At 62.8% G+C, this 19,052-nt stretch carries 17 protein-coding genes and 1 pseudogene; 14 read left to right on the forward strand and 4 right to left on the reverse strand.

Annotated features, from left to right (window positions below):
• Window positions 1-11 precede the first annotated feature (11 nt).
• The 7 genes and pseudogenes from QE374_RS06095 to QE374_RS06125 all read left to right on the forward strand — a co-directional run bounded on the left by QE374_RS06095 (window position 12) and on the right by QE374_RS06125 (window position 6,419).
• Entirely contained in the window at window positions 12-1,034 is a 1,023-nt protein-coding gene (locus QE374_RS06095) for an NAD-dependent epimerase/dehydratase family protein (protein ID WP_309733076.1), read from the forward strand.
• A gap of 230 nt (window positions 1,035-1,264) precedes the next feature.
• A pseudogene (locus QE374_RS06100) lies at window positions 1,265-1,528 on the forward strand (DapH/DapD/GlmU-related protein); the annotation flags it as partial.
• Between the two features lie 22 nt (window positions 1,529-1,550).
• Window positions 1,551-2,363, forward strand: a complete 813-nt coding sequence (locus QE374_RS06105) for a WecB/TagA/CpsF family glycosyltransferase (RefSeq protein WP_309733079.1) — start codon at window positions 1,551-1,553, stop codon at window positions 2,361-2,363.
• The gene (locus tag QE374_RS06110) at window positions 2,356-2,871 is read left to right on the forward strand and encodes a hypothetical protein (protein WP_309733080.1); all 516 of its coding nucleotides are present in this window, start codon (window positions 2,356-2,358) and stop codon (window positions 2,869-2,871) included. The genes QE374_RS06105 and QE374_RS06110 overlap by 8 nt, the downstream gene beginning before the upstream one ends.
• Complete coding sequence (locus QE374_RS06115) at window positions 2,864-3,997, forward strand: glycosyltransferase family 4 protein (RefSeq protein WP_309733082.1); 1,134 nt, start codon at window positions 2,864-2,866, stop codon at window positions 3,995-3,997. Before QE374_RS06110 ends, QE374_RS06115 begins: the two co-directional genes overlap by 8 nt.
• Window positions 3,994-5,127 (forward strand): glycosyltransferase family 4 protein, encoded by a 1,134-nt coding sequence (locus QE374_RS06120; RefSeq protein WP_309733083.1) that lies wholly within the window; start codon window positions 3,994-3,996, stop codon window positions 5,125-5,127. The genes QE374_RS06115 and QE374_RS06120 overlap by 4 nt, the downstream gene beginning before the upstream one ends.
• Window positions 5,124-6,419, forward strand: a complete 1,296-nt coding sequence (locus QE374_RS06125; RefSeq protein ID WP_309733084.1) for an O-antigen ligase family protein — start codon at window positions 5,124-5,126, stop codon at window positions 6,417-6,419. Before QE374_RS06120 ends, QE374_RS06125 begins: the two co-directional genes overlap by 4 nt.
• Here QE374_RS06125 and QE374_RS06130 read toward each other — a convergent pair.
• The gene (locus QE374_RS06130) at window positions 6,375-7,442 is read right to left on the reverse strand and encodes a glycosyltransferase (protein ID WP_309733086.1); all 1,068 of its coding nucleotides are present in this window, start codon (window positions 7,440-7,442) and stop codon (window positions 6,375-6,377) included. The genes QE374_RS06125 and QE374_RS06130 overlap by 45 nt on opposite strands.
• Entirely contained in the window at window positions 7,426-8,919 is a 1,494-nt protein-coding gene (locus tag QE374_RS06135; RefSeq protein WP_309733088.1) for an oligosaccharide flippase family protein, read from the reverse strand. Before QE374_RS06135 ends, QE374_RS06130 begins: the two co-directional genes overlap by 17 nt.
• 280 nt (window positions 8,920-9,199) lie before the next feature.
• On the opposite strand from QE374_RS06135, the gene gmd reads away from it, so the two are divergent.
• Genes gmd through QE374_RS06150 form a run of 3 tightly spaced genes read left to right on the forward strand, consistent with a single transcriptional unit; the run spans window position 9,200 to window position 11,493 of the window.
• On the forward strand, window positions 9,200-10,228 hold the full coding sequence (gene gmd / locus QE374_RS06140) for a GDP-mannose 4,6-dehydratase (RefSeq protein WP_309733090.1): 1,029 nt from the start codon (window positions 9,200-9,202) through the stop codon (window positions 10,226-10,228).
• Entirely contained in the window at window positions 10,213-11,208 is a 996-nt protein-coding gene (locus tag QE374_RS06145; protein ID WP_309733091.1) for a GDP-L-fucose synthase, read from the forward strand. The genes gmd and QE374_RS06145 overlap by 16 nt, the downstream gene beginning before the upstream one ends.
• Window positions 11,209-11,226: 18 nt before the next feature.
• Window positions 11,227-11,493: a Dabb family protein gene (locus QE374_RS06150; protein ID WP_309733093.1), complete on the forward strand. Its 267-nt coding sequence runs from the start codon at window positions 11,227-11,229 to the stop codon at window positions 11,491-11,493.
• Here QE374_RS06150 and QE374_RS06155 read toward each other — a convergent pair.
• On the reverse strand, window positions 11,481-11,981 hold the full coding sequence (locus QE374_RS06155) for a DUF4916 domain-containing protein (RefSeq protein WP_309733095.1): 501 nt from the start codon (window positions 11,979-11,981) through the stop codon (window positions 11,481-11,483). The genes QE374_RS06150 and QE374_RS06155 overlap by 13 nt on opposite strands.
• A gap of 114 nt (window positions 11,982-12,095) precedes the next feature.
• Between QE374_RS06155 and QE374_RS06160 the strand changes: the two genes are divergently transcribed.
• The 3 genes from QE374_RS06160 (at window position 12,096) to QE374_RS06170 (ending at window position 16,255) form a co-directional block, all read left to right on the forward strand.
• The gene (locus QE374_RS06160) at window positions 12,096-13,406 is read left to right on the forward strand and encodes a UDP-glucose/GDP-mannose dehydrogenase family protein (protein ID WP_309733096.1); all 1,311 of its coding nucleotides are present in this window, start codon (window positions 12,096-12,098) and stop codon (window positions 13,404-13,406) included.
• Window positions 13,407-13,520: 114 nt separating this feature from the next.
• Window positions 13,521-15,647 carry an acyltransferase family protein gene (locus QE374_RS06165; RefSeq protein ID WP_309733098.1) on the forward strand — a complete coding sequence of 709 codons (2,127 nt, stop codon included), beginning with the start codon at window positions 13,521-13,523 and terminating at the stop codon, window positions 15,645-15,647.
• A gap of 374 nt (window positions 15,648-16,021) precedes the next feature.
• Window positions 16,022-16,255 (forward strand): hypothetical protein, encoded by a 234-nt coding sequence (locus QE374_RS06170; protein WP_309733099.1) that lies wholly within the window; start codon window positions 16,022-16,024, stop codon window positions 16,253-16,255.
• A 6-nt stretch (window positions 16,256-16,261) separates the two neighbouring features.
• Here QE374_RS06170 and QE374_RS06175 read toward each other — a convergent pair whose 3' ends face one another.
• Window positions 16,262-17,281 (reverse strand): hypothetical protein, encoded by a 1,020-nt coding sequence (locus QE374_RS06175; protein WP_309733101.1) that lies wholly within the window; start codon window positions 17,279-17,281, stop codon window positions 16,262-16,264.
• 275 nt (window positions 17,282-17,556) lie between these two features.
• Here QE374_RS06175 and QE374_RS06180 point away from each other — a divergent pair, with 275 nt between their 5' ends.
• The gene (locus tag QE374_RS06180) at window positions 17,557-19,002 is read left to right on the forward strand and encodes a DUF222 domain-containing protein (RefSeq protein WP_309733102.1); all 1,446 of its coding nucleotides are present in this window, start codon (window positions 17,557-17,559) and stop codon (window positions 19,000-19,002) included.
• Window positions 19,003-19,052: the final 50 nt, after the last annotated feature.

Here is a 19,052-nt window from a genome sequence, read left to right on the forward strand (position 1 = left end):
GGAGCCACCTCGTGACTCGCTACCTGATCACCGGTGATGCCGGCTTCATTGGGTTCCACCTGACCTCGCACCTACTTGGCCTCGGACATGAGGTGCTGGGCGTTGACGGAATGACCAACTACTACGACCCCCAGCTGAAATCTGACCGGCTTGAGATCCTCTCAGGCATGACGGGATTCGCACATCACACGGCTCTGCTCGAGAACCTTGCCGACATCAGCAAAGAAATCAAAGTGTTCGAACCCGAGGTGATCGTTCATCTGGCGGCGCAGGCAGGGGTTCGCTATAGCCTCGAGAACCCGGACGCCTACATCTCATCTAATGTCGAAGGCACCCTTCGGGTCCTAGAACTAGCCCGTGACCTGAAACCTCGCCATCTGATGATTGCTTCTACATCGTCCGTCTATGGCGGGAATGAGTCAATTCCATTTGCGGAAACGGATCCTACTCGCTCACCGGTTTCCCTCTACGCTGCCACCAAGCTCGCGACAGAGGCCCTCGCCCATTCTTTCTCCCATCTGTGGTCCCTTCCGACGACTGCGTTTCGTTTCTTCACCGTCTACGGACCGTGGGGCCGACCCGACATGGCGCTGTTCAAATTTGTCCGCGCTATTCGTGAAGGCGAGCCCATCGACGTCTATGGCTACGGCGAGATGAAGCGCGATTTCACCTACGTTGACGATCTTGTTGTGGCCATCGCGGCTCTGGCAGACAAGCCCCCAGTTGCCGGCTCCCCCGTCTCTGAACACGACACGCTTAGCCCGGTCGCTCCGTACCGCGTCGTCAATCTGGGCGGCGGCCAGCCGGTAGCTCTGATGGAGTTCATCGAAGCCATAGAGTCTGCAGTCGGTCAGACCGCCCAGAAGAACATGTTGCCCATGCAGCCTGGCGACGTCGTCGCGACGTCCGCCGATCCATCACTACTGAGGGCGCTGATTGACGAGATTCCTGCCACACCGGTCAGCGAAGGAGTCCTCGCCTTCACGAAGTGGTACATCACCTATCACTCGGCCGCGACGGGAACTAAGCCGTGATTCAGCGACTCAAGATGGCACTGCTACGTCGCCGCGACCCTTCCCGGTGGGCTCGAGCGCTAGGGGTTAACGTAGGTGAGCGTTGCCGCCTTCTCGATGTGACTTTCTCGACAGAGCCGTACCTCGTCACGATCGGTGACCACGTGAGCGCGACGCGAACACACTTCGAGACACACGACGGGGCAGTATGGATCCTGCGCGACGACGATCCTTCCATAGATATCATCAAGCCAATCACTGTCGGGTCGAATGTTTATTTGGGATATGGAACAATCATCCTTCCAGGCGTGACCATCGGGGACAATGTGATTGTAGGCGCGGGGTCAGTCGTGACGAAGGACATACCCGAGAATAGCGTGGCCGCTGGGGTCCCCGCGCGCGTCATAAAGACAATCGACGAGTATCGCGCCGGGGTGCAGGCTTCGCGGCTCGACACCAAGAAGCTTTCACGCCAGGAGAAACAGACCTTTCTGATTCGGCACTTCTCCCGATGACCACGACGTACAGGAGCTCCCGATGAATTCTCTTCTCCCCGCTGTCGTGCCGGTTGGGCGCACACCATTTCGCGCCACGAGCATTGATGCTGCCATCGATCTCATCATCGACAACGCCAGGAGTCTCACTCCCAGGGCATGGCACGTGCATTTCGCGAACATGTATACCGTCGCGCTCGCCGACAAAGACCCTGCGCTGCTGACCGTGCTGAATGGCGACGGATTGGTGTTTCCTGATGGAAAGCCGATATCAATCGTCGCGAGACTGCGCCGCGCCAAGCCGCGAGTATCACAGGTGCGCGGGCCGTCCTTTTTTGAAGGCCTACTTGACCGTGGCCGCGCGGTTGGCTTGCGCCACTACCTACTCGGAGCAAGCCCGGAGACGCTGCAAGACCTGATCAAGTCCATCGAATCCAAGTTTCCGGGCGCGCTGATCGTTGGAAGCGACAGCCCACCGTTCCGCCCACCTACGATCGGGGAACTCGTCGATCGCGACGCGAGAATTGTTAGTGCCGCACCAGACGTGATCTGGGTAGGACTCGGTACCCCGAAGCAGGACTTCGAAGCGCGCCGCTTAGCGGAATCTGTCGGAGTCACCTCTCTCGCCGTGGGAGCCGCATTCGATTTCACCGCCGGCACTCTGCCCATCAGCCCGGAATGGATGACTCGGATCGGAGCCGAATGGATGTTCCGGCTTGCGACAGAGCCTAAGCGTTTGTGGAGGCGCTACTTTTTCGGCGGCGCGCGCTTCATCAAAGCCATCGCGGCGGAGCAAGCGAAGCAGATCAGGAACACCTCGCTCGCCACGTCCGAGACGCGGAGGCCTGGTGTTTGACTCGCTTCGCGCTGACCTCGCGGCTAATCGCGGTCGCCCCCACATTCAGACCTTCTTTGCACTTCGGCACACCGCAGTCAAGCTCCGCCACGGCCACCCGCTGATCCGTCGCACATTCGGGGCTGTCGCCACCATCGCGTACCGTTCTTACTCCCTGTTTGTCTTATCCATAGACATCCCTGTGTCGACTGAGCTAGGCCATGGCATCGCCATCCATCATGGTTTTGGACTTGTGATCAACGATCGCGCGCGGATCGGGAGCGGCGTAACGCTTCGTCACAGCACGACGATCGGCGCGAGAGACGACGGATCAGCAGCACCGGTTGTCGGGGATGCAGTCGATATCGGAGCCGGCGTGACGCTGCTCGGTCCCATCACCATCGGCAGCGGCTCGCGGATTGGTTCTGGATCCGTCGTGATCAGCGATGTCCCGCCGTTCTGTACCGCTGTGGGGAATCCTGCGCGGTTGCTCGAAGCAAGAAGGACCCCACAAGCTGACGATGACTGACTCGACGCCCAGCCGCCTGATCATTGACCAGTTCGACCCAGAGGATCTACTGCCAAGCGGCATCGATACCTTGATTGCTGACGTCTTGCGTCACGACGCCGATGGCTCCGCCGTCGCGGGCGTCACTCAGGACCGGAACCGGGTCGGCTCATGGTCGACCGCTTCGATTGACAGCGTTCGATTCGACTTTTTCGGTCTCGCGGACACTGACAGGCGTCGCGCATCGCGCGTACGCGTCCCCCACTCGCTGCTCGTCATATGTGGCATCGCTCGTTTCCGCCATAGGCTTCGACAGTTCCAGTACGTCCACGCTCATCGAATTGAGACTGGCGCCTTTGTGTCTGTGGCTTTGCGGGGCAGTAAGCTCATCCAGTTCGTGCACAACGATTCGACTGGCCTCATTGGCGCCAACTCCGATTCTTTTTGGAAGCACCTGCCGTGGCTCTACCGCATCCTTGAGCGCCGAGCCCTCAGAGCAGCACACGCAGTCGTCCTCTTTAACCGGGGTGACGCCGCTCGTATGCAGAAGATCCGGCCAGATGTACATGTTGCCCAGACGTGGTACGACAGCGCCGTATTCGACACCCGCCCAGCCTCGCCCGCATCGGATACTCTGCGAGTCTGCTGGGTAGGCCGATTCGAGGCGCAGAAGGACCCCCTGCTCGCCCTGCAGACCGTGGCCGCACTCGCACGGGCCGGTCATTCCGTAGAGCTGCACATGGCCGGGGCAGGGAGTCTTGAGGCGTCTCTTGCGCAGCAGGCTCGAGACCTTAAGGCCCCTGTAGCCTTCCACGGCTCACTGGCACGCAAGGAAGTGGCGGCGCTCATGCGCTCGTCCGACGTGTTGCTCATGACGTCACATTACGAAGGCTCGCCACTCGTCCTCGTGGAAGCGAATGCGTCGGGGATTCCTGTGGTGGCTACGTCTGCCTCGGACCCCGACCAGTCCCTCGACGACAAGACAAACGGCATTCGGGTCAGCAGTCGAGATCCCCGGGAGTTGGCGTCAGCGTTGGCGATGTCGCACCGGTTCGCTGCGGCCGACTGCCGCGCCTCCGTTCAGCACCGTAGCTCCGCTTCCGCAGTCCCGGCGCTCCTGAGAATCGTGGAAGAAGGCAGCCAATGACCCACCGATCAGATCGCGAGCCACGAGTGCTGATGGTCGTAGATACGGCCCCGCCGCAATATGGGGGCGCCGGACGACAGGCCTATGAACTTGCGAGGCGCTTGCCTTCTCGCGGGGTGAAGGTTCGAATTGTTGCACGCAAGAAGGAGAACCTCAGATCAGTTCATCCCGGAGTTTCGTTTATCGGCCCTTTCATCAAGAATGAGAAGGTCAGCAATGCGGTTTTCGCGCTGCTGGTCGGACTCCAGGCGCTGGTGGGGCGGTATGACATCATCCATGCGCATGGGGCCTACTATTACGGCTGGACGGCACTCGCTGCGGCACATATTCGACGCAAGCCTTCGGTACTGAAAGTGACTCTGATGGGGCGCGACGACCCCGCGAGCATTCGCGCATTGCGACAGTTCGGCGTACCGGTAGGTAAGATCATTGTTCGTCAATTCGACTATGCCAGTCGAATCATCGCACTCACCCGCGAAATCGAAGCAGCCGTCCGCGACGAAAAAGTTGAGAGTACCGTCGAGTGGGTTCCTAACGGGGTTGCGCCGGTGGACCTGCACACACAATCGGAGGCCGTCGGCTTTACGCCCCCGTCCGACTACATACTTTTCGTAGGGGAGGTCTGTTGGCGTAAGGGAGCCGACGTCCTGGTGGACGCGTTTCGATCGTTCGCCGACACCCACCCCGCTGCTCACCTAGTCATGGTCGGCCCACTTAACGACGAGGTGGCGCCAGCAACAACGGCACTCGTGCGAGACCTACCAAGTCGGGTTCATCTCCTTGGGTCTCAGCAGTTCGACGTTGTCTCAAAACTGCTAAGCGGCGCTCGCGTCTTCTGCCTTCCGTCGCGAGCCGAAGGGCTGCCGAACGCTCTGCTTGAGGCGATGGTGCACGGCAGGGCCTCCGTCGTCAGTGACATACCAGCGCACCGAGAGGTTGGAGGCGACTCTGTGCTGTACTCAACGGTCGGTCGAGCCGGGGATCTCTCCGCCGCTCTCGCCCGCGCATGGTCCGACCACGACAGCTTGGGCGGCGCAGCTAGCGCTGCTGGCGCTCAGTTCGAGATCGATGCCATCGCTGATGTGTATGCGAAGCTGTATCTGAACCTGATGGAGGAAGATCGGCCGTGAACGAGTTTGCGATCGCCGTCGTGTCTATCGTCGTGGCGGTGGTCGCCTTCCCGCTGATCGCGCGATTTGCGGGCGCAAAACTCCTCCTAGCCCTCTTCCTTCTCCGGGTAGTCGTGGACGGGGCCTATACGTTCTCACTTGGCTCCCTCCCGATCACGTCGGTTCTCGGGATTCTCCTCCTAGTTGTAGGTGTGGCGCTAACCCTGCAGGGGCGGCGCGGCGTCGGAATGTTAGCCTTCGCGCTCACGTTCCTTGCGATTTCGACTGCATTCGGCGCTGCAACCTTGGGCGGCGACGTCGTTTGGCCCTACTTCCTGCGCATAGCGGCTATCATCTCCGCGAGTTTCGGCTTTTTGAACGTCAGCCCGCGACCCCGCCTGACCACAATCGCCGGCGTCGTTGAGTTGGCCGCGGTGGCGTCGGCACTCGTGACATACGTTCAGGTGGCGACCGGAACATCGCTGCTGGTGGATGGTTTGGCCCGCCCCGCCGGCCTGATGGCACACCCGAACTCAGCGGCTCTTCTGTATGGAGCAGGTATTCTCGCCGCAATCTTTGGTTTGTCACATGGGCGGCGGAAGCTCATCCACGGTATCGCGGGACTGGTCATCGCCGGCGCCGTGATCGTCACAGGCAGCCTGGGAGGAATAGCCTCCATTACGGTGATGCTGCTCGCGTATGTCTTTGTGAGCGGCACGCTCCCGAGTCGGCTCCGAATCGCGACGGCGGGCGTAACGGTGGCGCTGGTGCTGGTGTTCGTGTTCTCTCCCCTTGGATCAGAGCGTCTAGCGGAACTGTCGAACCTCGACCTGAGCGGTCAGAGAGCGTCTACGAACTCTCTGGAGTGGAGAGTATCGAAGTGGCGCATCCTCTTGCAGATCTGGGAGGGAAACCGTGTTTTCGGGGTCGGGTACGGGGTGGCGACTTCTGGTTCGCTGATCGAGGGCGGGTTCGCCCCGCACAATGAGTATGTTCGAGCGCTTGTCGATACCGGCATTGTCGGCTTGGTAGTCGCGCTCGTGTTTGCGGTCGCGGGCACGATAAAGCTTGTACGTATCGCCAGCAGATCCGACCAGCCGCAAGTTAACGACATGGCTGCCGTCTCAGCTGCTCTGCTGATCGGCATGTTGATTAACTCCGCGAGCGACAACACCTTTACGTACGCAGTTCCTACCCTCGTGTTGGGCATGACGGCCGCGACAGTCTTCAACATTCGGCATGGCACGCACCCACGAGTTGGGGTGCGCCTAGATTCTGTTCAAGCGCCTAAAGGCCGAAACATAATCATCTGATATCTGCGGGGCCGTCCTCTCGGACAGCTTCCCTCGGGCGTAAGCGAGAACGTCGCGTGGCTTCGACTCTTCGAGTGCAGCGCAGATCGCCTCGGCGACAGCGGCGGGTTGCGCATCGACGTCGACGTAGTACGGATACGCACCGCCAAGCACCTCGACATGCTCATCAATGCGACTTACGACGGGCACACAATCCGACATCACAGCCTCGAGGAGCACGTTAGGCTGACCCTCGCGTCGACTCATGCTCACCATTACCTGTGCTCGAGCGATGATGTCTGCGGCATCGCTACGGAACCCGAGAAGATCCACGCTCGGAGAGCGTTCGGAGCGACTTAGTTCCTCCGCAACTGCGGCCGCTAGAGGGCCCGCACCTATAATCGCGTATTGCGCATCCGATTTCGAATGCGATGCAAGGCACATCGCTTGCGCAACCACCATCGGGTTCTTTTGCGGGACGAGCCGACCGACGGACACCACCAGCGGAGGGAGGGCTTTGTCGACGACTTCGGGGGTACGGACTATGTTCGGTATCACACTCACGCGCTGCATGCCCAGTATCGGCTCCCAGTACTTCCCGCCACTAGCTGAATTTGCAATGACGAGATCAGCGCGCCGGCCGAGAGCGAGACGTGCTCGTATGCGTCGAGATTTCGGATACCGAGCATTTCGTTCGGCCAAAACCCATGTTCTTCGCCCTGGCAGCAGCTTCAGCAGGCCGGCATAGTTGTCCATCTCATGTAGCCACGACATGACGACATCGATTCGCTGGCGGCGGATGACCGACGCAAGCTTAACCAGAGTCCACGGGCCTCTCTTCATCTGAAACCACTCGAGTCCATCGGTTCGTAATGCTGCCGCGTGTTCACCAGCGCCAAAGGTGATCAGGGTGACTGAGATGTCATTTCGCTTCTGCCATTCGTTCAGCAGATAGATGCACTGTCGCTGCGCACCACCGTCAGAGAAATCCGGGATCAGTACGCAGATACGCAAACTCGACAACGGCTCAGTCCCCTTTGCCATGATCGCCTCCTCGCATGAACAGATCACGGAGAGTCCGAGGGGACAGGGCGATGAAGGTGACCACTGTCCCCCACAACACCAGTGAGCCCAGCCCTACAAGAACGAGCGCCGCCCACGAGTCGGGCGCGACCTCACGGCCGACCAAGTAAGCGAAAACTAGTGCCACCATCAGCAGAATCACGCGAACCCAAGGCCAATCACCTCCCCGCACAACTTTGTTTGCTTGGGCGGGGAAGATCAGAGATGCAACGGATCTTCCGATAAGCAGGCCCAGGAAGATCGACCAGATCGTGCCCATGGCCAGGTACGCGGCACAGGCCAGGATCACGCCCGCTGCGGAAGCAAGTGCGCCGACCTGGACCTTCCGACGGATGTTCAAGCCAGTGTCCTGAATCTGCGCGTCCATTCGGATGAGCGCCAGTTGCACGAAGGTCAAGGTCATGAGCGCATTCACGTCCGCGCCAAGGAACTGCTCTCTCCCCGCCCAGATACTGACAAAGGCTCCGTTCAGGAGGAGATTCATCCCTGCTACGAAGCCCACCACTGCGATCGTTAGCTCCCGTGCGCGTCGAGCCGTGCGGGCTGCGAGTCGCCATTCGCCGGCACCAACATGACGACCCAAGGGCGGCATCATCACGCTCGTCGTGAGTTGACAGATCGCGATGGAGAAGACGACGACGTAGGAGGTGAAGCTGTACGACGCGGCGGCTACCACGCCAACGAGGATGCCAACGAGCAGGAGCTCGGTGGCTAAGGTCGCGCGATCCACAAGCGACCACGCCAACACCCAGCCGCTGAACCTCGAAAGCTCCCGAACATCCTGCCTCGATGCTCGCGCCACGCCCCACCACGGAATCTTGCGGCGGGCAACCCAGAGTGTTACGGCACCGTTCAACCCCGTTCCCGCCAGCATGACGAACCCCAGTGCAACAATTCCGGCGCCGCTCAGCGCTGCCGCCAGCATCGCGAGATTCGACGCGGTCAGAACAACAGTTGTCACGCTCATTGAGCGATATCCCTGATTTGTCCCGATCAGTGCCGCATCGGGAAGCGCGACAACGCTCGCGAGTACGACATTCAACCCGAGCACTCCAGCCGTCACATAGGCGGGACCAACTTGCTCCTGTGGTACGTCGTTGAGAAGTAGGGGCGTCATGACGACGAGAACGGCCGATACACCAATGAGAACTGGGGACCAGCGAGCCAGCACTATGAGCGAGGCACCAACGTCGCGCCTCTTGCGCTCGACGTCGGGGTCCTTGGCTCTGAAGGCGATCACCCACTTAAGAGCCTGCATCGCGCCGCCGTTAGCCGCCCCACCAACATCGAACGCGCGCTGCAGGCTCTTCCATGTCCCAAAGTTCGCGGCCCCGAGAGAGCTGAGAAGGACCGGATTAATCAGAATGCCCAGAACGGCGAGTACGACCGTGTTGGCGTAGTAAGCGAGCGCGTTCCGGCGCGTGTCACTCAATGCCATTTACCCCACCTAACACCCTGGACGAGCTTGAAATGTCAGGCGGCGTCGTCACGCCGAAGCGCTCAGATCCACCTCGACGTGTAGTCAAGGTATCGCAGCGATGTGGTCATCATCGACACCCTGGCGAAAGCCCCGCTGGAGACCACTGCGGCGGCTTCGCGCAACAGAGCCACCTGTCCCGTCGCGCGGCAGCGATTGACATTTCCGCGCAACATGCCGTCACCGTTGGTCCGCTAAGGTGACGGATCAACGTCCATGCCCCGCAACACAGGAGCACCAATTGACCAAGCGCGCCCTCATCACTGGCATCACCGGTCAGGATGGTTCGTACCTCGCCGAGCTCCTGCTCTCCAAGGGCTACGAGGTCCACGGAATCATCCGCCGTGCGTCGACCTTCAACACGCACCGGATCGACCACCTGTACACCGATCCCCACAACCCTGAAACGCGCCTCTTCCTGCACTACGGCGACCTCTCCGACGGGTCCCGGCTCGTGACTCTTCTCGCCGAGATCCAACCCGACGAGGTCTACAACCTGGCCGCTCAGTCTCACGTTCGGGTGTCGTTCGACGAGCCCGAGCACACCGCCGACACCACCGGCACCGGCACCATCCGCCTGCTCGAAGCGGTGCGCCTGTCGGGTATTTCTACGCGGTTCTACCAGGCCTCGACCTCGGAGCTCTACGGCGCGACTCCACCCCCTCAGTCCGAGACGACGCCGTTCTACCCGCGCTCGCCGTACGCCGCAGCGAAGCTCTACAGCTTCTGGATCACGAAGAACTACCGCGAGGCGTACGACATGTTCGCCGTGAACGGCATCCTCTTCAACCACGAGTCACCTCGACGAGGCGAGACGTTCGTCACGCGCAAGATCACTCGCGCAGTCGCCCGCATCAAGGCGGGTGTGCAGAAGGACATCTACCTCGGCAACCTCGACTCGATCCGCGACTGGGGCTACGCCGCCGAGTACGTCGAGGGCATGTGGCGCATCCTGCAGGCCGACGAGCCCGAGGACTTCGTGCTGGCGACCGGTGTCGGCTACACGATCAGGGACTTCCTGGAGACGGCCTTCGGTCGCGTCGGGCTCGACTGGCAGGAGTTCGTGAAGTTCGACGAGCGGTACCTGCGCCCCACCGAGGTCGACGCGCTGATCGGCGACCCGGCGAAGGCAGCGGACAAGCTCGGATGGGTTCCCACGATCGATGGGAAGGAACTGGCCAAGCTGATGGTTGATGCCGACGTGGAAGCACTGGAGCAGGGCTCGGATTGGATCGACACCGTGAAGCTGGCTTCGTGGGGCACGAAGTGACGACTGCCGTCGATGGCGTGCAGTACACGCCCGGCGAGCTCGACCGTGACGCGACGTTCTACGTTGCAGGCCACCGGGGGCTCGTGGGCTCCGCGATCTGGCGCAAGCTGGAAGCATCGGGCTTCGAGAACATCGTGGGCCAGACGTCGGCTGAACTCGATCTGAAGAACCGCGACGCGGTCTTCGAGTACATGGGCAAGACGAAGCCGAAATACGTCGCCCTGGCGGCGGCGAAGGTCGGCGGCATCATGGCTAACTCGACCTATCCCGTCGACTTCCTCAGCGACAACATGCGCATCCAGGTGAACGTCCTGGATGCGGCGCTGGCTAACGATGTCGAGCGGGTCCTGTTCCTCGGGTCGTCGTGCATCTACCCGAAGTTCGCCGAGCAGCCGATCCGGGAGGACTCGCTGCTCACCGGTCACCTCGAGCCCACGAACGATGCGTACGCGATCGCGAAGATCGCCGGCATCCTCCAGACCCAGGCGGTGCGTCGCCAGTACGGCCTGCCGTGGATCAGCGCGATGCCGACCAACCTCTACGGACCGAACGACAACTTCTCCCCCAAGGGTTCGCACGTGCTGCCCGCACTGATCCGCCGGTATGACGAGGCGGCGAAGGCGGGGGCGTCCTCGGTGACCAACTGGGGAACGGGTACGCCCCGGCGCGAGTTCCTGCACGCCGATGACATGGCAGACGCGGTCCTGCACCTGATGGAGCACTACGACGGCCCCGACCAGGTCAACGTGGGCACCGGCTCCGACGTCACGATCCGCGAGATCGCTGAAACCATCGCGACGGTCACCGGGTTCTCGGGTGGGACTGAATGGGACACGACGAAGCCGGATGGCACGCCGCAGAAGCTCCTCGACGTCTCGAAGCTCGCAGAAGCAGGATGGACCGCGAAGATCGGGCTCGAGGAAGGCATGGAGCGTACCGTCGCCTGGTACCGCGACCACGTTGACTCCATCCGGGAGTAGCCGGTGTTCCGACACATCGTGCTGTTCCGCGTCTATGAGGACGTCGCAGACGAGCGAGTGACCGAAGCGATCGACGCGCTTCGGTCACTCTCGGTCTTGCCGGGTGTCACGCATTGGCGCGTCGAGGTATCGCTCGATGCGCGCAAAGGGCGGGTGATCGTAGAAGATGCGACGTTCGCGGATCGCAGCGCTTTCGACGATTTCCGCATCCACCCCGAACACGTGCGAGTGGCCGAGCAGCTGTCGCGGATCGCCGATTGGTGGAACGGCGACTACATCGCCTGACCGGTGATGACTCCCATCCGCTGAAAGAGCTCGGCGCAGCCCGGCCACAACGGCGATGGGAGCGCGCTGACGGGAAAGTACTCAAATCTGAGCGCCTCGTTCGCCGGGCGAGTTCCCGTGGGAAGCTCCACGACGAACGACAGACCGATCGCCTGTTTGCGGGGGTCGTCACCGAACGCGGTGCCGTCGACCGGCGCGAGCTCGGTGGGGAACCACTCGTATACGTAGGCCGGCTGGGGGTTGAGCGGAAGCTCCGGCGTCACCCCCACCGTCTCTCTCGCGTGGCGACGGATGGCATCTGCGATCGTCTCTCCGCGGTGGATACGCCCGCCGAGATGGCACCAGACCTGCCCGTGGGGCGAGTCACGGAGAATGAGTCCGATCTCGCGCGGTCCGTCAGCGTTCGCACGCATGGGAACGAAGTCGACGCACGCGACCGGGACAGACTGCTCGATGCGGTCGTAAAGCTCTCTCGGGAGGAAAGTCATCGTTCGCCCTTCGTAACAGGCCGTATACGTGTATCTGGTAGACAGATTGGGCGCTCGAGCTCAGGATGATTCGTCCTCACGACGGCTCCGCGCGCCAAATCTACGGGGAGATTCATGAAGCTTTCGGTCATCGGTTGCGGGTACCTCGGCGCCGTTCACGCGGCAGCAATGGCATCCATCGGCCATGAAGTGGTCGGCATTGACGTGGATCAGCGCAAGATCGACGCGTTGTCGAAGGGCGAGGCGCCGTTCTTCGAGCCCGGTCTTCAGGAGATCCTCACCGAGGGGATCACGTCCGGAAACCTGAGCTTCACGACGGACATGGCCGCCGCGCAGGGGGCGAAGGTTCACTTCGTCGGCGTGGGCACCCCCCAGCAGAAGGACGGCTACGCAGCCGACCTCACCTACGTGAACGCAGCGATCGACGGCCTACTCCCCTACCTTTCCGAGGGAGACATCGTCGCGGGCAAGTCCACCGTCCCGGTGGGCACCGCTGCTCTGCTCGCAGAACGCGTGGATCCCACCGGGGCAACCCTTGTTTGGAATCCAGAGTTCTTGCGCGAGGGCTGGGCGGTCAAGGACACGATCGACCCAGACAGGTTGGTGGCGGGTGTCCCCGAAGGCCCCACCGGCGAGCGCGCCGCTGGAGTCCTTCGCGAGGTGTACCACCCGGCCATCGCAAAGGGCACCCCCTTCCTCGTCATGGACCGCGCGACGTCTGAACTTGTAAAGGTATCGGCCAATGCGTTCCTCGCGACCAAGATCAGCTTCATTAACGCCATGGCGGAGATCGCGGAGGTGACCGGCGCGGATGTGACCAAGCTGTCCGAGGCGATCGGGTACGACGAGCGAATCGGCCGTCAGTTCTTGAAGTCGGGAATCGGTTTCGGCGGCGGTTGCCTCCCGAAAGACATCCGTGCGTTTAGCGCCAGAGCAGAGGAGCTAGGGAGGGGCGAGTCGGTGGCGTTCCTCCGGCAGGTTGACGAGATCAACCTCCGCCGCCGTGAGCGCGCTGTGCAATTGGTAGTTGAAGGTCTCGGCGGAAGCGCCTTCAAGAAGAACGTGACCGTTCTAGGGGCAGCGTTCAAACCGCACTCGGACGACATCCGCGACTCCCCCGCCCTCGACGTAGCCGTTCGACTACACGGTCTCGGCGCGTGGGTGACCGTCACCGACCCCGCAGCCCTGGACAACGCCCGTCGCGTACACCCACAGCTCAACTACGTTGAGGAGCGGGATGAGGCGCTCCGTGGTGCGGACGCCGTGATCGTCGTGACCGAATGGGACGACTATCGAAGGGAGCTTGATCCCTCGCACGCTGGCACCCTTGTAGCGGGCAAGGTCATCGTCGACGGGCGCAACACTCTGGATGCAGGAGCCTGGCGTGCCGCCGGCTGGACGTATCTTGGGATGGGCCGGCCGTGAACGGGCCGCGCCATCTCACTCTCTCGCCGCCGCATCGCTACACTGACGCGGCTACGGGGGACGCCCGCGGTGCAACATTGGCGCCCCTCTTGAGCAACGTCTGAGGAGTAGATCATGCCTTCCGGAGCCGCCGTTGGTCAGATCGCGCCGGAAGGTGCAAAGAAAAGGACCTTTCGACCGGACATTCAAGGCCTTAGAGCCGTCGCGGTCATAGTCGTCATCCTCGATCACTTGATCGGTTGGCCACCGGGGGGCTTTGTTGGCGTCGATGTTTTCTTTGTAATCTCTGGCTTCCTTATCACGGGGCTGTTGCTGCGCGAACATGCGCGCACTGGCAGCATCTCGTTTACTGGGTTTTATTTGAGACGAGCAAAGAGGATCCTGCCGGCGGCCATTCTCGTGGTGGCATTTTCAGTCGTCGCCGGATATCTGCTTTTCAATCGTGCGCGCGCGGAACAAACTGCGTTGGACGGAATCTGGTCCACGTTCTTTGCAGCCAACTGGCGCTTCGCTTCCCTAGGGACCGACTACTTCAACGCCGACTCAGGAATATCCCCTCTGCAGCATTTCTGGTCTCTCGCGGTCGAAGAACAGTTTTATTTCATCTGGCCCTGGCTCATGCTTGCGATCTTCTCCTTGCTTTCACTACGCAGTACGCAAAATTCCCGGACTGCACACCGAGTCATTGGCTTGACCATGTTCGCTATCGTGTTGGCGTCGTTTGTGTGGGCGCTCCACGAGACTCAGACCAACCCCAACCTCGCATACTTCTCGACCTTCTCTCGTGCGTGGGAGCTCGGAGTGGGAGCATTGATCGCAGTGGCTGCGGGAAGGTTCGAACGGATCCCGTTAGCGGTTCGTACGGCGCTTGGTTGGATCGGCCTGAGCGGCATTGCAGCTGCGCTGTTCGTGATTCATAGCGACACAGGCGGGTTCCCGGCTCCCTGGGCAATGCTTCCAGTCTTGTCCACGGCATGCGTCATCATCGCGGGCACGGGCGGTGAACAACGCTATCTGTGGCCGCTGATGAACCCGGTAAGCTCTTGGATCGGGGATGTTTCGTACTCGCTCTACATCTGGCACTTCCCGCTCATTGTTTTCGGCATAGCACTTTTTGGGGGAGAGCCTGCCGTTCTGGCGGGCATCTTCGTAGCCACTTTCGTCATCTCTTGGGTTTCTTACACACTCGTCGAGGATCCTCTTCGTCGGTCTCGCTGGTACGGCATGCCGGCGGTGCGGCGGCCCCGCAGGTCGAAGCGCCTGTTCCCTGATGGCTTGTGGCGTGGCCGGGACGTGATTGTTGGCGTGGTAGCGCTGGGGCTCGCGGTTGCGGGCTTGAGCACCGCGGCGATCACGGAACGCACGGTGTCGCCCCCGAACGGCGCGTACACCCCGCCTGTGACAGGGGCCCAGATGACGCCCACCCCAACCGACACGACCTCGTCTACGCCAGAGCTCGATGCGCTTCAGGCAGATCTCGCGGCGTCGCTGACTCAGACCCGGTGGCCGGACGATCTAACTCCCACCATGGACGATGCGATACGAGAGTCACAAGCGCCGAGCGACGTGATGCCGTGCGGATCCGAGAACCGAGTCGAAAGCGATTGCGCGTGGGGCGACCCGGCCGCCACGCACACCATCCTGATGGTGGGGAACTCGGTAAGCATGACTTATGTTGAAGCGGTGCGTACCGCGATCGGCAACGATCGCGGATGGCGGGTCGTTGCGTGGGGAATGTTCGGCTGCCCATTCACGGACTGGAACGTCGACAATATCAACGACCTCGACGTGGTACCGGAAGGATGCGCCCAGCGACACGACCAGGCTGTCGATGCCATCAACAGCGTAAATCCAGACCTCGTACTCGTTTCGGGAATCGGAAGCAGGGAGGGAACGGCATCGCAGTTGCAGAAGATCACCGCGCAAAGTCAGGTGATGTTCATGATTGGGCCGCCGACTGACAAAAACCCGAAGGAGTGCTTCACACCGACAAGCTCGCCTGCAGACTGCGTCAGCTCTCTCCCGACCGACTGGGGAGGACGGGAAGCTGCGTTGTCGACCTTCGGGGAGCGCATCGATACGCGACCGTGGTTCTGTCACGATGCGCAGTGCCCACCATTCGCCGGAACAGTGCCGATGAAGATGGACAGAGCTCACATGACGGCGGAGTACGCTCAGCGAATTGCCCCGGTGATTCGTGAGTATTTCGCAACATCCGTTCCCAACTTCCCGGGTGCGTAGAACACAGGTCTGGGCCATCCCAAATGAACACCGCGAGTGTTAACGCGCCTCGGCGGCAGCTTCGTCGGCTCTCGTGGGCTTTGGCGATTGGACTAATTGCACTTACTCTCTGCGGGGTTCGCCTCTATGTGCTCCCACCCCCGGGGGACCCTTCAGGGGCTGACTTGGTGTATGTAATCGGTCCTCCGACTGGCAGCCGCATCAACGCAGCAAAGCAAATCCTGGACTCAGGCCAAGTGGGTTTGGGACTGATCTCCGTGGCCGGGAACTCAACACGGACAACCATTCCACAATCATCGTCGCTACCGATCTGTAAGGACGCTCGCGTCGTCTGTGGCTCACCCGGAATCCTCACGACGAAGGGTGAAGCACTCATGCTGGATCAGTACGCGCGAACGCATGATGTTCACAAGGTCATCGTGATTACCTTCACGCCGCACGTCGAACGGACGCGGTACATCTTCGCGCGGTGCGCTCCCGACATCGATGTCCAAGTTATCGGCGTTGATGAACACCTCAGCATCGGCGAGTGGGTCTACCAGTTCGCGTACCAGACGACGGCGTTCGTCAAGGCAGCGGCCACTCCCTGCGCGAGCGACGACGAGTGACCGCGCCTACGGCACGACGAGGTCGACCCTCGACTCGGAGTCGCCGTCGACCACGACCCACGCTTCGGTCGTTCCTTCGGGCAGCGCGGCGGTGACCGAACGGGCGACCGCATCCAGGTGATGCTTCGACGTCACCGCGATCTGGAGCCGTGATCCCGACTCCCACACGTACGCGATGCGCTCCAGCTCGGAGGCATCGAGCCGCCCGACGAGGTCGCGGGCACGGGCCCCGTCCGCCTCGCCGAGTCGGATGATGTCGCTCGCGAACGCGAGCCGCGGCTCGGCCTGCGGCAACAGGCTGGCGGCGCGCTCTGCAGCTCGCGCGTAGTCGGCTTCCTGCGCCAGCGTCATGACGAGCGCATCGTCGCGCAGCCTCATCCCCGTCAGCGGCACCTCGGCGACGAGGGCGTCCCACGCAGCGAGCGCGCCCGCGACCCGCGGTGGCGCATCCCCGACATCCACGACGCGATCCTGGGTGCGGACGAACAGTTCCGAGCGCGCCTCGGGCGGAGCCGTCGCCGTCAGCTCCGGCAGGCCACGGATCAGCTCGACCGCTGCGCCCACGTCGGCACCGACGAGGGCGATGAACGACTCCGCGATCTCCGCCGACACCACGCGCTCGTCGGCGCGGAGAGCGAGCGCCGTTCCCACGGCGGCCGCATCCGTCTCGAGGTGCCCGGTGACGATCAGCTCGACATCGTCCGCGAGCAGCGACACCAGCCCCCGCATCCGCTCGCCGTTCTCCCGCGTGTACGAGCTCAGCCGGTCGGCGAGCGCGGAAACTTCATGATCGGCGAGCCCGTCACGCGCCACGACCTGCCCGCTCACACCACCGGTGAACGGCTGATTGTCGTGGCTCGTGAGCTCCACCGAGGCGACCGCGGCATCGTCGCCGAACTCCGCCGCGAACGCTCCCGCCTCGCCGTCTCCCGTGCAACCCGACGCCAGCATCGCCGTGAGCGCGAGCGCCGCCGCGACGGCGAACAACCGCCCACTCGTCGTTGCCGCAGCGCGCCGTCGCCTCACACCGACCCACCTTATCCACGACCTTCACACCGGCACCGGACACCCTGCCGACCGCCACCTCCCGGCATCGCAGTCGATGTCCGAGGTACATGCGATGCTCATCTCACGTCGGAAGCCGCAGCTTCCGGCCGGAGAAGACGCCCCCGGCTCGATGTCTGAGGTCGGTGGCAGACTCTCTACAGGTCGAAGATCACCTGGTCTTCGACTGTTGTTCCCGCCGAGTGCCCCGGCATCACAGGTCGCGCGCGAGCGCGTCCGAACCAGGGGTGGCACTCATGGCACGCGACGAGGTGATCGGCTTCAGCGACGCGCAGAACGCGCGGTTCGCCGAGGTCGTGCACGCCGTCGAAGCAGCGGATGCGGCACTCGCCGCAGCACAAGCCCGCATGATGCGGGCACTCGCCGACGCGCGAGAACTGGCACGCGAGGTCGCGGCATCCTCGCCCGCACAGGTGCGCGCCCATGACATGGCCGAGCGCGCCGTCTCGTCCGAGATCGGTGCCGCGCTGCGCCTCTCCGACCGCGCCGTCCAGCGACGCATGGATGCGGCGGCCGAGCTCGCCTCCGACTACCCCCGCACCCTCGCCGCACTCGAGTCGGGCCGCATCCACATGGGCCACGTCCGCGTCATCACGGATGCAGGCAGCATCCTCCCCATCGAGACGCGCACGGTCTTCGAGACCCACGCGCTCGCCCACTGCGAGGCACAGACTCCCGGACGGGCGAAGCGCGCCATCGAGATGCTCGCCCAGCGCCTGCATCCCCGCTCCTTCACCGAGCGACACCTCGAGGCGCGGGAGAGACGCGGGGTGTCGATCACCCCTCTCGGCGAGGGCATGAGCCACCTCGGTATCGATGCCCCCACCGTGCTCGTCGACGGCGCCTACGATCGCGCCACCCGCATGGCCCGCGCGCTGCTCGACCTCCGCGCGCACGCAGCAGCGCGGGTGCGCGACGCGCGCGCCTCGGGACGCGAACCAGACTCCGCCGACCTCACCCTCGCCTCCGACACACGCACCACCGATAAGCTGCGCGCCGATCTCATGGCCGACCTCCTTCTGACCGGCAACCCCGGAGCGGATGCGGCGCTCCCCGGAGACGGCGCGGGAACGCTGGGCGCGATCCGCGCCCAGATCCAGGTCGTCGTGCCCGCGCTGTCGCTCATCGGCGCCGACGACGACGCCGCCGACCTCGCCGGGCGTTCCCCGATCGACGCCGACACCGCCCGGCGCCTGGCCGGCGGCAACACCGAGTGGCGCCGCATCCTCACCGACCCGGTCGACGGTCGGGTGCTCGCCAGCGATCGGCGCCTCGCCCCGCCGGATCTCCGCCAGTGGGTGCAGGCGCGAGACCAGCACTGCCGCTTCCCCGGCTGCACGACGCCGGCCGTCCGATGCGAGATCGACCACGTCGTCGACTGGGCGCGCGGCGGCCCGACCGCCGCCGAGAATCTGCAGGCGCTGTGCCAACGTCACCACTCGATGAAGCAGTTCACGGCCTGGAGAGTCTCGCTGCTCGATCACGGCGTGATCTCGTGGACCTCCCCGCTCGGGCAGACCTACACCGAGCACGCCTCGCCCCCGATCGTCTTCTTCAGCGACGAGCCCGACGCACGATGCTCCTCACCTACGCCCGACGATTCCGGTCGCACCTCCACCGGTGATCACGAACGGTGCGCCCAAGACGACGGCGACCCGCCTCCGTGGGAGAACTCCGCCTGATCGGTGGGCGACCTCCCGCAATCACGACGCTCACGGCGACCATCCGGACG

Source organism: Microbacterium sp. SORGH_AS_0428 (assembly GCF_031453615.1).
Classification (GTDB): domain Bacteria; phylum Actinomycetota; class Actinomycetes; order Actinomycetales; family Microbacteriaceae; genus Microbacterium.